Origin of the sequence: Limnohabitans sp., assembly GCF_044373035.1 — a bacterium.
Lineage (GTDB): Bacteria > Pseudomonadota > Gammaproteobacteria > Burkholderiales > Burkholderiaceae_C > Limnohabitans_A.
Genome location: NZ_JBILQU010000075.1, coordinates 1 through 14355, shown reverse-complemented (window position 1 = coordinate 14355; position 14355 = coordinate 1). Strand labels below are relative to the sequence as shown.

The following is a 14355-nucleotide window of genomic DNA, read 5'->3' as shown; positions in this document are numbered from 1 at the left end:
CACGACCTGAAGAACGTGGCCCCGCACAGCGACATCAGCGTCAAGCTCGTGTCCGAAATCGGCGTCGGCACCATCGCTGCCGGTGTGGCCAAGTGCAAGGCCGACCATGTGGTGATCGCCGGTCACGACGGCGGCACGGGCGCATCGCCTTGGTCGTCCGTCAAGCACGCCGGCTCGCCTTGGGAAATCGGCTTGGCCGAAACCCAGCAAACCCTGGTGCTCAACGGCTTGCGAGGCCGCATCCGCGTGCAGGCCGATGGCCAGATGAAGACCGGCCGCGATGTCGCCATTGGCGCGTTGTTGGGCGCGGACGAATTCGGCTTTGCCACCGCACCGCTGGTGGTCGAGGGCTGCATCATGATGCGCAAGTGCCACCTGAACACCTGCCCTGTGGGTGTGGCCACGCAAGACCCCACCTTGCGCGCCAAGTTCACCGGCAAGCCCGAGCACGTCGTGAACTATTTCTTTTTCATCGCCGAAGAAGTGCGCCAGATCATGGCCCAGTTGGGCATCAACAAGTTCGACGACCTGGTGGGCCGTGCCGACCTGCTCGACATGAAGAGCGGTGTGGAGCACTGGAAAGCCAAGGGCCTGGACTTTGGCCGTTTGTTGGCCGTGCCGCAAGTGTCCTCCACCGTGGCTGTGCGCCATGTGGACACCCAAGACCACGGGTTGGAAAAAGCCCTGGACAACGTGCTGATCGCCAAGAGCCGCGCCGCCATCGACAAGGGCGAAAAAGTGCAGTTCATGGAAGTCGCCCGCAACGTGAACCGTTCGGTCGGTGCCATGTTGTCCGGTGCGGTGACCAAGGTGCACCCCGAAGGTTTGCCCGACGACACCTTGCGCATTCAACTGGAAGGCACAGGCGGTCAGTCGTTTGGTGCGTTCCTGGCCAAAGGCATCACGCTGTACCTGATTGGTGAGGCCAACGACTACACCGGCAAAGGTTTGTCGGGCGGCCGTGTCGTGGTGCGCCCCAGCCTGGAGTTCCGTGGCGTGGCCTCGCAAAACATCATCGTGGGCAACACCGTCATGTACGGCGCCACCACGGGTGAAGCCTTCTTTGCGGGCGTGGCCGGCGAGCGTTTCGCGGTGCGCCTGTCGGGTGCCACTGCGGTGGTCGAAGGCACAGGCGACCATGGCTGCGAATACATGACCGGCGGTACGGTGGCTGTCTTGGGCAAAACCGGCCGCAACTTCGGCGCGGGCATGAGCGGTGGTATCGCTTATGTGTACGACGAAGACGGCGAATTCGCCTCTCGCTGCAACACCGCCATGGTCAGCATGGAAAAAGTGCTGTCTGCGGCCGATCAAGAAGCGCAAGTGGACCGCAAGGTCTGGCACCGCGACCAGGCCGACGAAGCGCAACTGAGGAAACTGCTGGAAGACCACCACAAGTGGACCGGCAGCCAGCGTGCGCGCGAATTGCTGGACAACTGGGCCACGGCCCGCGCCAAGTTTGTCAAGGTCTTCCCGAACGAATACAAGCGCGCCTTGGGCGAGATCAATGCACGCAAAGCGGCGAACGCGGCCCAGGCCGCCCAGCCCGTGGCCGCCTGAGCCGAACGTCAAGAGTGAAGGAATAGCATCATGGGAAAAATCACTGGCTTCATGGAATTTGAGCGCATCGAAGAAGGCTACAAGCCGGTCTCCGAGCGCCTCAAAAATTACGGCGAATTCGTGATCGGTTTGACCGAAGAGCAATCCAAAACCCAAGCGGCGCGCTGCATGGACTGCGGCACACCGTTTTGCAACAACGGCTGCCCGGTCAACAACATCATTCCGGACTTCAACAACCTGGTGTTTGAAGGCGACTGGAAGAACGCGATCGAGGTGCTGCACAGCACCAACAACTTCCCCGAGTTCACCGGCCGCATCTGCCCCGCGCCCTGCGAAGCGGCTTGCGTGGTCAACTTCAACGACGATGCCGTGGGCATCAAGTCGATTGAGCACGCCATCATCGACCGCGCCTGGGCCGAAGGCTGGGTCACGCCCCGTCCTGCCAAAGTCAAGACCGGCAAAACCGTGGCCATCATCGGTGCAGGCCCTGCCGGTCTGGCCGCAGCGCAACAGCTCGCGCGTGCGGGCCACGACGTGACCTTGTTCGAGAAGAACGACCGCGTGGGCGGCTTGCTGCGCTATGGCATTCCTGATTTCAAAATGGAAAAGACGCACATCGACCGCCGAGTGCAGCAGCTTCAAGCCGAAGGCGTGAAGATCCGCACCAGCGTGCTGGTCGGCGAGTGGCCCAAAGATTCCAAGGTCACCAACTGGGCCAAGGAAACCATCAGCGCCGAGCAACTCAAAAAGGACTTCGACGCTGTGTTGCTCACAGGGGGCTCCGAGCAGTCCCGTGACCTGCCTGTGCCCGGCCGCGACCTCGAAGGCATCCATTTCGCGATGGAATTCTTGCCCCAGCAAAACAAGGTCAATGCGGGCGACAAGGTCAAGGGCCAGTTGCGTGCCGACGCTAAAAACGTCATCGTGATCGGTGGTGGCGACACCGGCAGCGACTGCGTGGGCACCAGCACGCGCCACGGCGCGGTCAGCGTGACCCAATTCGAGGTGATGCCTGAGCCCCCCGAAAAAGAAAACAAGGCGCTGGTCTGGCCTTATTGGCCCATGAAGCTGCGCACCAGCTCCAGCCACGACGAGAGCGCCGAAAAAGGCCTGTTGCAACGTGAATTTGCCATTTCCACCAAGGCGTTCATCGGTGAAAAAGGCAAAGTCACCGGATTGACCACGGTGCATGTCGAATTCAAGGACGGCAAGATGGTCGAAGTGCCTGGCACCGAGAAAGAATACAAAGCCGACATGGTTTTGCTGGCCATGGGTTTCACCAACCCGGTGGCCACCGTGCTCGACGCCTTTGGCATCGACAAGGACGCCCGTGGCAACGCCAAAGCCAGCACCGACTTCACAGGCGGTTACGCCACCAACGTGCCCAAGGTGTTTGCCGCTGGCGACATGCGCCGTGGTCAGTCGCTGGTGGTCTGGGCCATCCGCGAAGGACGCCAGGCCGCACGCTCAGTGGACGAGTTCCTGATGGGGGCGAGTGAATTGCCCCGGTGACCTTCGGGGTTCTAGGTAAAATCCCTGATTTGCCCTTGATGACACCGAACCATTACGCAGTCATTACCATCACAAGAGCCGGACAATCCGGCTCTTGTTTTTTTCATGCAGACCTCGTCCACCTCACAGCCACTTGTTGAATTGCACGACCTGACGTTTGGGTACGGCGACCGTGTCATTTTGAAGAACCTCAGCTTCAATGTGCCGCGTGGCCAAGTCACGGCCCTGATGGGGGTGTCGGGGGGCGGCAAGACCACGGTCTTGCGCTTGATCGGTGGCCAGATCCGTGCCAGCGCAGGCCAATTGCTGTTTGACGGCCATGACATCACGTCCATGCGACAAGCCGAGCTTTATACCGCGCGCCGCCGCATGGGCATGCTGTTTCAGTTTGGGGCTTTGTTCACCGACATGAGCGTGTTCGACAACGTGGCTTTTCCCTTGCGCGAACACACCCGTTTGTCGGAAGACCTGATCCGCGACATCGTGCTGATGAAGCTCGATGCGGTGGGCTTGCGCGGTGCGCGAGACCTGCGGCCCTCTGAAATTTCTGGCGGCATGAGCCGCAGAGTGGCCTTGGCCCGCGCCATCGCGCTCGACCCCGACCTGATCATGTACGACGAGCCCTTTGCCGGTCTGGACCCGATTTCGCTGGGCACGGCGGCGCGCCTGATTCGCCGCTTGAACGACAGCCTGGGCATCACCAGCATCGTGGTGTCGCACGACGTGACCGAGACTTTTGAGATCGCCGACCATGTGGTCATCCTGGCCCACGGCGGTGTGGCCGCGCAGGGCACGCCTGCCGAGCTGCGGGCCAGCACCGACCCCTTGATTTACCAGTTTGTGCATGCGCTCAGCGATGGGCCGGTGCCCTTCCACTACCCGGCACCTTCGACAGCGCAAGACTACGACGGGAGGTCGGCATGATCACCGACATGCTGGGCGCTTTGGGCGCATCCACCCGCCAAATGCTGGCCGATTGGGGTTTTGCCGCTCGGCTGTTTTTCAAGTTGCTGGGCATGTCCGGTGCAGCGCTCAAGCGCTTTGGCCTGGTGCGCGACCAAGTGCATTTTCTGGGCAATTACTCGCTGGCCATCATCACCGTGTCGGGCCTGTTTGTGGGTTTTGTGTTGGGTTTGCAGGGCTATTACACCTTGCAGCGCTATGGCTCGGCCGAGGCGCTGGGCCTCTTGGTGGCGCTGAGCCTGGTGCGCGAGTTGGGCCCCGTGGTGGCCGCCTTGTTGTTTGCGGGTCGGGCCGGTGCCTCGCTCACGGCCGAGATTGGTCTCATGCGGGCCGGTGAGCAACTCACCGCTTTGGAAATGATGGCGGTGGACCCGGTGCAGCGCATTTTGGCCCCCCGCTTTTGGGGTGGCATCATCGCCATGCCCTTGTTGGCGGCGGTGTTCAGTGCGGTGGGCATTTTGGGTGGCTACGTGGTGGGCGTGTTGCTCATCGGGGTCGATGCCGGTTCGTTCTGGAGCCAGATGCAAGGCGGGGTCGACGTGTTCAAGGATGTGGGCAACGGCATCATCAAAAGCGTGGTGTTCGGCGTGGCCGTGACCTTTATTGCCTTGCTGCAGGGCTATGTGGCCAAGCCCACGCCCGAAGGTGTGGCCAGCGCCACCACACGCAGTGTGGTGGTTTCTTCTTTGTCGGTGTTGGGCCTGGATTTCATCCTGACCGCGATGATGTTCAGCATTTGAGGAGGACGGCATGCAACGTTCAAAAAATGATATTTGGGTGGGTTTGTTTGTCTTGTTGGGCGCTGTGGCCGTGCTGTTTCTGGCGCTCAAGGCAGCCAACTTGCTCACCTGGAGTTTCAGCCAAGACTACGAAGTCACGGCCAAGTTCGACAACATCGGCGGGCTCAAGCCCGGCGCGGCGGTCAAAAGCGCCGGGGTGGTGGTCGGGCGCGTCAAGAAAATCGAATTCGACGGTGAGTCCTTCCAGGCCAAGGTCACGCTGGACATGCAGACCCAGCACGCCTTTCCTCAAGACAGCTCCCTGAAAATCCTCACCAGCGGTTTGCTGGGCGAGCAATACCTTGATGTCGCGCCTGGCGCTGACGAGAAAAATCTGGTCGCCGGAGACCGCATCGGATCCACCCAATCGGCCGTCATCCTGGAAAACCTGATCAGCCAGTTCCTGTTCAGCCAGGCTGAAAAATCCATCCCTGAAAGCAAAAAACCATGATCGCCTGGACGAAACGCTTTGCCTCGCTGGCGCTGCTGGTCAGCCTTGTGGCCTTGCAAGGCTGCGCCACCGTGAAAACAGCCGATGCGCGTGACCCTTGGGAGTCGATGAACCGCAGCGTCTACCAGTTCAATGACGTGGTGGACACCATGGCCATCAAGCCCGCAGCGCAGCTGTATGTGAAAGTGCTGCCCAGCTTTGTGCGCACGGGCGTGGGCAACTTTTTGGGCAACTTGGGGGATGTCTGGTCCATGGCCAACAGCGCCCTGCAGCTCAAGGGTCAGGCCACGGTGGAGACTTTCATGCGCTTCCACGTGAACACTTTTTTCGGTCTGGGCGGATTGCTGGATGTGGCCACCGAAATGCGCCTGGAAAAGCGCAAGGAAGACTTCGGGCAGACCTTGGGTTACTGGGGTGTCAAGCCTGGCCCCTATGTGGTGCTGCCTTTGCTGGGGCCATCCACGCTGCGCGACACCTTAGCCTTGCCGCTGGACATGCAGGGCGATGTTTCGCGTCAATTTTCAGATGAGGCCACTCGCAATGCCTTGACTGCGACACGCGTTCTGGACATCCGCTCAGGACTGCTGCAAACCGTGGATGTGGTCAAGGCCGCATCGCTAGACCCTTACTCGTTTGTGCGTGACGGCTTCCTCCAAAAACGCCGTAACGACATACACGACGGCAACCCACCCTCAAGTTTCGACTATGGGAATGGCGAGGCCGACCCGAAATAAGCCCGTTACAGTTGTTCACACGCATTTTTGCCGCAGGCCGTATAGTTATTTCATGCTCAAAACCGATACCGCTCTTTTCCTGAACCGCCGCCATGTGCTTGTGGCCGCCTGTGCCGCAAGCCTTTTGGGCGTTTCGGGTCTGTCCATGGCTGCCGACGAAGCGCCCGAGGCCTTGATCCAGCGCATCACCAACGAAACGCTGAACGCCATCAAGGCCGACAAGGCCCTGCGCAGCGGCGACATCGGCAAAATCATGCAGCTGGTCGACACGCAGCTGATGCCTCATGTGAATTTCAGGCGCATGACTGCTCTCGCCACTGGCCCAGCTTGGCGCAAAGCCACGCCTGAGCAACAAAAACGCCTGCAAGAAGAGTTCAAGATTTTGTTGGTGCGCACCTATTCGGGTGCCCTGAGCCAGATCACCGACCAGGTGGTGGTGGTCAAGCCCCTGCGCGCTGGCCAGGAAGACAAAAACCTGGTGGTGAACACCGAGGTGCGTGGCAAGGCGGACCCGATTCAGTTGGACTACCGACTCGAAAAAACCCCGGGTCAAGGCGCAGGCTGGATGATTTTTGACCTGAACGTGCTGGGCGTGTGGCTGATCGAAAACTACCGCAACCAGTTCACCAAAGAGATCAATGCCGGTGGCATCGATGCGCTGATTGCCAGTTTGGCAGCTCGCAACAAATCCAACTCCAAAGCCTCTTGAACCTGCAAGACATGAGCCCTCTGAAGCTGCCCGCCACTTTGCTGCACAACCAGGCCGATGCGTGTCTGGCGAAGTGGGTGGCGCAATTGCCCCCTAGCCTGCCGCCTGCGGTGGTGCTGGATGCATCGGGGGTGGTTGAATTTGATTCCTCGGCGCTGGCCTTGCTGCTGGGTTTGCGCAGGGCATTGACGCAAAAGGGCAGCGCTTTGCAGGTCCAGGGCATGACGCCGCGCTTGCGTGAACTGGCCAGTTTGTACGGGGTGATGGACCTGCTCCAGCCCGCTTGATGGCGTGGTTTCCTTGTCTTTTGGGGCCTCTGCAAGGGCAGCGCCCCGGGGGCCGCGGGCCAGCACTTAAAATAGACCTCTCCCATGCCAGCGCTCTCATTCCAATCCGTTTCCAAGATTTATTCAGCCAAACAGGCGGGCGCAGCCGCGTTCAAAGCGCTTGACCAGGTCAGCTTTGACGTGGAGGAGGGCGAATTCTTCGGCCTGCTCGGCCCCAATGGCGCGGGCAAAACCACCCTCATCAGCACCTTGGCAGGCTTGAGTCGCCCCAGCACCGGCCGTGTTTTGGTGCATGGCCACGACGTGCAAAGCGACTACGCTGCCGCGCGCCGACTGCTGGGCGTGGTGCCGCAAGAGTTGGTGTTTGACCCTTTTTTCACCGTGCGCGAATCGCTGCGCATCCAGTCGGGGTATTTTGGCGTCAAGAAAAACGAGGCCTGGATCGATGAGCTGCTGGACAGCCTGGGCCTGGCCGACAAGGCGGGTGCCAACATGCGCCAGCTCTCGGGCGGCATGAAACGCCGCGTGCTGGTGGCGCAAGCCTTGGTGCACAAGCCCCGCGTGATCGTGCTCGACGAGCCCACCGCCGGGGTCGACGTGGAGCTGCGACAGACCTTGTGGGCCTTCATCGCCAAACTCAACAAGCAAGGCCACACCGTCTTGCTGACCACACATTACCTGGAAGAAGCCGAAGCCTTGTGCGGGCGCATCGCCATGCTCAAGCGCGGCCAGTTGTTAGCGCTAGAGCGCACCTCAGATTTGCTCCGTTCTGCGACCAGCCAGGTGCTGCGCTTCAAGCTGGATGGCGACTTGCCGCCTGCTGTCGCGGCCATGGCCCGCGTCACGGGACGCATCGTGCAGTTGCCGGTGCACAACGCGGTCGAGATCGAAAACCACCTGGCCACCCTGCGCACAGCGGGGCTGGTGGTCGAAGACGTGGAGATCCGCCAGGCCGATCTGGAAGACGTTTTTCTGGAAGTCATGAACCGCAAACAAACCGCCACCGGAGCCCTGGCATGACCGGCTGGCAAACCCTGCTGTACAAAGAAGTGCTGCGTTTTTGGAAAGTTGCTTTCCAGACCGTGGGTGCGCCGGTGCTGACGTCTGTGCTGTACATGTTGATCTTTGGCCATGTGCTCGAAGACCATGTCAAGGTGTATGACAACGTGGCCTACACCTCGTTTTTGCTGCCGGGCCTGATGATGATGGGCGTGCTGCAAAACGCGTTTGCCAACAGCTCGTCGAGCCTGGTGCAAAGCAAGATCATGGGCAGCTTGGTGTTTTTGCTGCTCACGCCCCTGTCGCACCGCAGCTGGTTTTTGGCCTATGTGGGCTCCTCGGTGGTGCGGGGCTTGGCCGTTGGCGTGGGTGTGTTTGTGATCACCGGCTGGATGGTCAACATCACTTTCGTCAACCCGTTGTGGATTTTGGCCTTCGCCTGCATGGGCGCGGCCATGATGGGCGCATTGGGCGTGATCGCGGGGCTGTGGGCTGAAAAGTTCGACCAAATGGCCGCTTTCCAGAACTTCATCATCATGCCCATGACGTTTTTGTCGGGCGTGTTTTACTCCATCCACTCCCTGCCGCCGTTTTGGCAAAAGCTCAGCCACCTGAACCCGTTTTTCTACATGATCGACGGTTTCCGTTACGGCTTTTTTGGCCAAAGCGATGTCTCCCCTTGGCTCAGTCTGGCGGTGGTGGGCACGGCCCTGGCCGCCATCAGTGCCTTGACCCTTCACCTTTTGCGCATCGGCTACAAAATCCGGAGCTGAACCCCCATGAACGCTGATCAACTTCAAGCCATCATTGCCGCAGGTCTTGACTGCACCCACCTGACGGTGGATGGCGATGGCCGCCACTGGAGCGCCGTGGTGGTGTCCGAAGCCTTTGCCGGCATGCGCCCCATTGCGCGGCACCAGCGGGTGTACGCCACGCTGGGCCAGAAAATGCACACCGACGAGGTGCACGCCTTGTCGATGAAAACCTTCACGCCCGCCGAATGGGCTGCGCAAACCTAATGAAACGAAGGCCTTCGGGCCGCAACGCACCGACCTGACCCATGGACAAACTGATCATTCGCGGCGGCAAGCGCCTGCAAGGCAAACTCGATGTGGCAGGTGCCAAAAACGCGGCCCTGCCCGAGCTGTGCGCCGCTTTGCTGAGCGCCGAACCCGTCACGCTGGCCAATGTGCCGCGCCTGCAAGACGTCTCGACCATGCTCAAGCTGATCCGCAACATGGGCGTGACGGCCGAACACCACGAAGACGGCCGGGTCACGCTCGACGCCGGGGCTTTGAACAACCCGCAAGCGCCCTACGAATTGGTGAAAACCATGCGCGCCTCGGTGCTGGCGCTGGGCCCTTTGCTGGCCCGCTTTGGCCACGCCAAGGTGTCCTTGCCTGGTGGTTGCGCGATTGGTTCGCGTCCGGTGGACCAACACATCAAAGGCCTGCAGGCCATGGGCGCGGTGATCACCGTGGACCATGGCTACATGCTGGCCAGCTTGCCTGCAGGCCGCACGCGCCTCAAAGGTGCGCACATCACCACCGACATGGTGACGGTGACGGGCACCGAAAACTTCATGATGGCCGCCGCCTTGGCCGAAGGCGAGACGGTGCTGGAAAACGCCGCGCAAGAGCCTGAAATTCCCGACCTGGCCGAGTTGCTGATCAAAATGGGTGCGAAGATCGAAGGCCACGGCACACGCCGCATCCGCATTCAAGGTGTGCAGAGCTTGCACGGCGCTCAGCACCAAGTGGTGGCCGACCGCATCGAGGCGGGCACATTCCTGTGTGCCGTGGCGGCCACGGGCGGTGACGTGGTGCTGCGCCATGGCCGCGCAGACCACCTGGATGCCGTCATCGACAAACTGCGAGATGCCGGGGCCACCATCGAAGCCGGTGAGGGCTTCATCCGTGTCAAATCCGAAGGCCGCTTGAAAGCCCAGAGCTTTCGCACCACCGAATACCCGGGTTTTCCGACCGACATGCAGGCCCAGTTCATGGCGCTCAACTGCATCTCGCAAGGCGCGAGCAAAGTGACCGAAACGATTTTTGAAAACCGCTTCATGCACGTCAACGAGCTGGTGCGCCTGGGCGCGCACATCCAGATCGACGGCAAGGTCTCCGTGATCGAGGGCGTGCCAAAGTTGTCGGGCGCGACCGTGATGGCCACCGACTTGCGCGCCTCTGCCTGCCTGGTCATTGCCGGCTTGGTGGCTGAGGGTGAAACCACCGTCGAGCGCATCTATCACCTGGACCGGGGCTACGACCGCATGGAAGCCAAATTGCGCGCACTGGGTGCCGACATCGAAAGGGTCAAATGATCACGCTGGCCCTGTCCAAAGGACGCATCTTTGACGAAACCCTGCCGCTGCTCAAAGCCGCTGGCATCGAGGTGCTCGAAGACCCCGAAAAATCCCGCAAACTGATTCTGCCCACCAACCAGCCCAACGTGCGTGTGGTGCTGGTGCGCGCGAGTGACGTGCCCACTTATGTGGAATACGGTGGTGCCGACCTGGGCGTGACCGGACTGGACACCTTGATCGAACACGGTGGCCAGGGTCTGTACCAGCCGCTGGACCTGAACATTGCCAAATGCCGCATGAGCGTGGCCGTTCGCGCCGATGACGACTACGCTGCGCTGGTGCGCACCGGGGCACGCCTGAAAGTCGCCACCAAGTACACAGCCATCGCCCGCGATTTTTTTGCGACCAAGGGTGTGCACGTTGACATGATCAAGCTCTACGGCAGCATGGAACTGGCCCCGCTCACCGGCTTGGCCGACGCCATCGTTGACTTGGTGTCCACCGGCAACACGCTCAAGGCCAACCACCTGGTGGAAGTCGAACGCATCATGGACATCAGTTCACGTTTGGTGGTGAACCAGGCCGCGCTCAAACTCAAGCAAGCACCGATCCGCGCCATCATCGACGCCTTTGCGGGCGCGGTGAAGAAAAACTGAAAATGGGACTCCAGGCCAAACCTTTGCAGCTGAACACGGCGGATGCCGGTTTTGAAGCGGCCTTCGCGGCGCGCCTGCATTGGTCTGCCGACACCGACGCCGCCATCGAGCAGCGCGTGGCCGACATCCTGGCCGATGTGCAGCGACGTGGCGACGCGGCGGTGCTGGATTACACCCAGCGCTTTGACGGCCTGCAAGCCGCCGATGTGAAGGCACTGGAGATCACTCAAGCCGAGTTGAAGGCCGCATTGGACAGCCTGCCTGCGGCGCAGCGCGAAGCCCTGCAAGCCGCCGCCACCCGTGTGCGCAAGTACCACGAAGCGCAAAAGAAAGCGTCTGGCGAGAGCTGGAGCTACCGCGACGAAGACGGCACACTGCTCGGCCAAAAAGTCACGCCGGTGGACCGCGTGGGCATTTACGTGCCCGGTGGCAAGGCCGCTTACCCTTCTTCGGTGCTGATGAACGCGATTCCCGCTCACGTGGCGGGTGTGCAGGACATCATCATGGTTGTGCCCACGCCCGTGCGCGGCAGCGTGGCCACGGGCGGTTCTGGAGAGACGGCCACTTCCAGCCGGGGTGAGCGCAATGAACTCGTGTTGGCCGCCGCCTTCGTGGCGGGTGTCACGCGGGCCTTCACCGTGGGCGGTGCGCAAGCCGTGGCGGCGCTGGCCTACGGCACCGCCACCATCCCCAAAGTGGACAAAATCACCGGCCCCGGCAACGCCTATGTGGCCAGCGCCAAAAAGCGCGTGTTCGGCACCGTGGGCATCGACATGATCGCGGGCCCCAGCGAAATTCTGGTCTTGGCCGATGGCACCACACCCGCCGAATGGGTGGCGATGGACCTGTTCAGCCAGGCCGAACACGATGAGTTGGCGCAAAGCATTTTGCTGTGCCCTGATGCGGCCTACATTGCCGAAGTGCAGGCCGCCATTGACCGCCTGCTGCCCTCCATGCCGCGTCGCGAGATCATTGCCAAGTCGCTCAACGACCGGGGCGCTTTGATCCTGACGCGCAACATGGAAGAAGCCTGCGCCATCAGCAACCGCATCGCGCCCGAGCACCTGGAGGTGTCGAGCCGCGACCCGCACCGCTGGGAGCCGCTGCTGCGCCACGCGGGGGCCATCTTCTTGGGCGCGTTCACCAGCGAATCGCTGGGCGACTATTGCGCCGGCCCCAACCACGTGTTGCCCACCAGCGGCACGGCGCGCTTTTCGTCGCCGCTGGGCGTGTACGACTTCCAAAAACGCAGCAGCCTGATCGAAGTGAGCGAAGCCGGTGCCCAGCCGCTGGGCCGCATTGCCGCCGAGCTGGCCTATGGCGAAGGCCTGCAAGCCCACGCCCGCGCCGCTGAACTCCGTTTGAACCCTGTGCCCCCGATGCGAGACCCGAAATGAGCCACATCAGCCCCCAACTCATGCAACGCATCCGCCAGGACGTGCAGTCCATGCACGCCTATGCCATTCAGGATTCGGCAGGCATGGTCAAGCTCGACGCGATGGAGAACCCGCACAGACTGCCTGCTGATTTGCAAAAGGCTTTGGGCGAGCGTTTGGGCGCGTTGGCACTCAACCGTTACCCTGGCGAGCGTGTGAACGAGCTGCGCCTTGCGCTGGCAAGTTACGCAGGCATGCCCGAAGGCTTTGACATCATGCTGGGCAACGGCTCTGACGAGTTGATCTCTTTGCTGGCCATGGCTTGCGACGTGCCTGGAGCCAGCATCCTGTCCCCGCTGCCTGGCTTTGTGATGTACGCCATGAGCGCCCAGCTGCAAGGCCTGGCCTTCCACGGTGTGCCGCTCACGGCCGACTTTGAGCTGGACGAGGTCGCCATGCTGGCCGCCATTGCCCAGCACAAGCCTTCCATCGTCTACCTGGCTTACCCCAACAACCCCACCGGCAACCTGTGGAACGACGACACGATCGAAAAGATCGTGTTGGCCCAGGGCGCGCAAGGCGGCCTGGTGGTCATGGACGAGGCTTATCAGCCTTTTGCCAGCCGCAGCTACGCAGGCCGCATGGCGCGCCATTCGCATGTCTTGCTCATGCGCACGTTGTCCAAGTTTGGCCTGGCCGGTGTGCGTCTGGGCTACATGATCGGCCCCAAGGCTTTGGTGGCCGAGGTCGACAAAGTGCGCCCGCCCTACAACATCAGCGTGCTCAACACCGAGTGCGCCTTGTTTGCGCTGGAGCATGCCAAGGTGTTTGCCGCGCAAGCCCAAGACCTGCGCCAAGAGCGCACCCGTTTGATGCAAGCACTGACGGCTTTGACCGGCGTGCAGCCTTTCCCCAGCGAAGCCAACATGATTCTGGCCCGCGTGCCCGATGCGGCCAAAACCTTTGACGGCCTGAAGGCCCACGGTGTGCTGATCAAGAACATTTCTAAAATGCACCCATTGCTGGCCAACTGCTTGCGCCTGACGGTGGGCACCGCCGCAGAAAATGACCAACTCCTTGCTGCTCTGAAAGTCTCCTTATGAACCGCACAGCAAACGTCACCCGCAAGACGGCCGAGACGAACATCCGTGTCGCCATCAACCTGGACGGCACAGGCCAGGCCAAGCTGGCCAGCGGCATCGGTTTTCTGGACCACATGCTGGATCAGATCGCGCGCCACGGCTTGATCGACCTGGACATCAGCTGCGAAGGCGACCTGCACATCGACGGCCACCACACGGTGGAAGACATCGGCATCACCTTGGGCCAAGCTTTTGCGCAAGCGATGGGCGACAAAAAAGGCATCCGCCGCTACGGCCACGCCTATGTGCCGCTCGACGAAGCCTTGAGCCGCGTGGTGGTGGACTTTTCGGGTCGCCCCGGTCTGCACATGGACGTGAACTTCACTTCCGGCTCGCTGGGCTCACTCGACACGCAGCTGGTGTACGAGTTCTTCCAGGGCTTTGTGAACCACGCCCTGTGCACGCTGCACATCGACAACCTCAAGGGTGTCAATGCGCACCACCAGTGCGAAACCATCTTCAAAGCCTTTGCCCGCGCTGTGCGTGCGGCACTCGAGTTGGACCCCCGCTCGGTGGGTGTGATCCCCTCCACCAAAGGAAGTCTCTGAGCATGAGCGTCAACCGCGTTGCCGTCGTTGATTACGGCATGGGCAACTTGCGCAGTGTGGCGCAGGCGGTGATGCATGCGGCGTCCAGCGTGGACCATGCCGAAGTGACCGTGACCTCAGACCCGCAAGTGGTGCGCAACGCGCACCGCGTGGTCTTGCCAGGGCAGGGCGCCATGCCCGACTGCATGCGCGAATTGCGCGAGTCGGGCTTGCTCGATGCCGTGCTTGAAGCTGCTGCCAGCAAACCCCTGTTTGGCGTGTGCGTCGGCATGCAAATGCTGCTGGACCACAGCGACGAAGGCCACACGCCGGGCCTGGGCTTGATCCCCGG

The 14355-nt window shown here is 61.4% G+C and carries 16 protein-coding genes and 1 pseudogene; all 17 read left to right on the top strand.

The annotated features are described in order from the left end of the window. A partial coding sequence (locus ACIQ47_RS11365; protein WP_396438228.1) for a glutamate synthase-related protein occupies nt 1-1560 on the top strand: 1560 nt, incomplete at its 5' end. Between the two features lie 30 nt (nt 1561-1590). After that, entirely contained in the window at nt 1591-3072 is a 1482-nt protein-coding gene (locus tag ACIQ47_RS11360) for a glutamate synthase subunit beta (protein WP_396438227.1), read from the top strand. 105 nt (nt 3073-3177) lie between these two features. Then, the gene (locus ACIQ47_RS11355; RefSeq protein WP_396438226.1) at nt 3178-3996 is read left to right on the top strand and encodes an ABC transporter ATP-binding protein; all 819 of its coding nucleotides are present in this window, start codon (nt 3178-3180) and stop codon (nt 3994-3996) included. Next, nucleotides 3993-4775, top strand: a complete 783-nt coding sequence (mlaE, locus tag ACIQ47_RS11350) for a lipid asymmetry maintenance ABC transporter permease subunit MlaE (RefSeq protein WP_396438225.1) — start codon at nt 3993-3995, stop codon at nt 4773-4775. The genes ACIQ47_RS11355 and mlaE overlap by 4 nt, the downstream gene beginning before the upstream one ends. Nucleotides 4776-4785: 10 nt before the next feature. Beyond that, the gene (gene mlaD / locus ACIQ47_RS11345; protein ID WP_396438224.1) at nt 4786-5265 is read left to right on the top strand and encodes an outer membrane lipid asymmetry maintenance protein MlaD; all 480 of its coding nucleotides are present in this window, start codon (nt 4786-4788) and stop codon (nt 5263-5265) included. Beyond that, a complete protein-coding gene (locus ACIQ47_RS11340; protein ID WP_396438223.1) occupies nt 5262-5999 on the top strand; it encodes a VacJ family lipoprotein in 738 nt (245 codons plus the stop codon). The genes mlaD and ACIQ47_RS11340 overlap by 4 nt, the downstream gene beginning before the upstream one ends. A gap of 52 nt (nt 6000-6051) precedes the next feature. Further along, entirely contained in the window at nt 6052-6708 is a 657-nt protein-coding gene (locus ACIQ47_RS11335; RefSeq protein ID WP_396438222.1) for a phospholipid-binding protein MlaC, read from the top strand. Between the two features lie 11 nt (nt 6709-6719). Next, nucleotides 6720-6995 carry an STAS domain-containing protein gene (locus ACIQ47_RS11330; protein ID WP_396438221.1) on the top strand — a complete coding sequence of 92 codons (276 nt, stop codon included), beginning with the start codon at nt 6720-6722 and terminating at the stop codon, nt 6993-6995. A gap of 84 nt (nt 6996-7079) precedes the next feature. Beyond that, nucleotides 7080-8015 (top strand): ABC transporter ATP-binding protein, encoded by a 936-nt coding sequence (locus tag ACIQ47_RS11325; RefSeq protein WP_396438220.1) that lies wholly within the window; start codon nt 7080-7082, stop codon nt 8013-8015. Then, nucleotides 8012-8767: an ABC transporter permease gene (locus tag ACIQ47_RS11320; RefSeq protein ID WP_396438219.1), complete on the top strand. Its 756-nt coding sequence runs from the start codon at nt 8012-8014 to the stop codon at nt 8765-8767. Before ACIQ47_RS11325 ends, ACIQ47_RS11320 begins: the two co-directional genes overlap by 4 nt. A 6-nt stretch (nt 8768-8773) precedes the next feature. Further along, nucleotides 8774-9013 carry a BolA family protein gene (locus tag ACIQ47_RS11315; RefSeq protein ID WP_396438218.1) on the top strand — a complete coding sequence of 80 codons (240 nt, stop codon included), beginning with the start codon at nt 8774-8776 and terminating at the stop codon, nt 9011-9013. A 41-nt stretch (nt 9014-9054) separates the two neighbouring features. After that, nucleotides 9055-10320, top strand: coding sequence for a UDP-N-acetylglucosamine 1-carboxyvinyltransferase (gene murA, locus ACIQ47_RS11310; RefSeq protein ID WP_396438217.1), 1266 nt, complete (start codon nt 9055-9057; stop codon nt 10318-10320). Beyond that, a complete protein-coding gene (gene hisG, locus ACIQ47_RS11305) occupies nt 10317-10958 on the top strand; it encodes an ATP phosphoribosyltransferase (protein WP_396438216.1) in 642 nt (213 codons plus the stop codon). The genes murA and hisG overlap by 4 nt, the downstream gene beginning before the upstream one ends. A 2-nt stretch (nt 10959-10960) precedes the next feature. Beyond that, on the top strand, nt 10961-12355 hold the full coding sequence (gene hisD, locus ACIQ47_RS11300) for a histidinol dehydrogenase (RefSeq protein ID WP_396438215.1): 1395 nt from the start codon (nt 10961-10963) through the stop codon (nt 12353-12355). Beyond that, the gene (gene hisC, locus ACIQ47_RS11295) at nt 12352-13437 is read left to right on the top strand and encodes a histidinol-phosphate transaminase (protein WP_396438214.1); all 1086 of its coding nucleotides are present in this window, start codon (nt 12352-12354) and stop codon (nt 13435-13437) included. Before hisD ends, hisC begins: the two co-directional genes overlap by 4 nt. Further along, nucleotides 13434-14024, top strand: a complete 591-nt coding sequence (gene hisB, locus ACIQ47_RS11290) for an imidazoleglycerol-phosphate dehydratase HisB (RefSeq protein ID WP_396438213.1) — start codon at nt 13434-13436, stop codon at nt 14022-14024. Before hisC ends, hisB begins: the two co-directional genes overlap by 4 nt. Before the next feature lie 2 nt (nt 14025-14026). Beyond that, nucleotides 14027-14355: pseudogene (gene hisH, locus ACIQ47_RS11285) on the top strand (imidazole glycerol phosphate synthase subunit HisH); the annotation flags it as partial.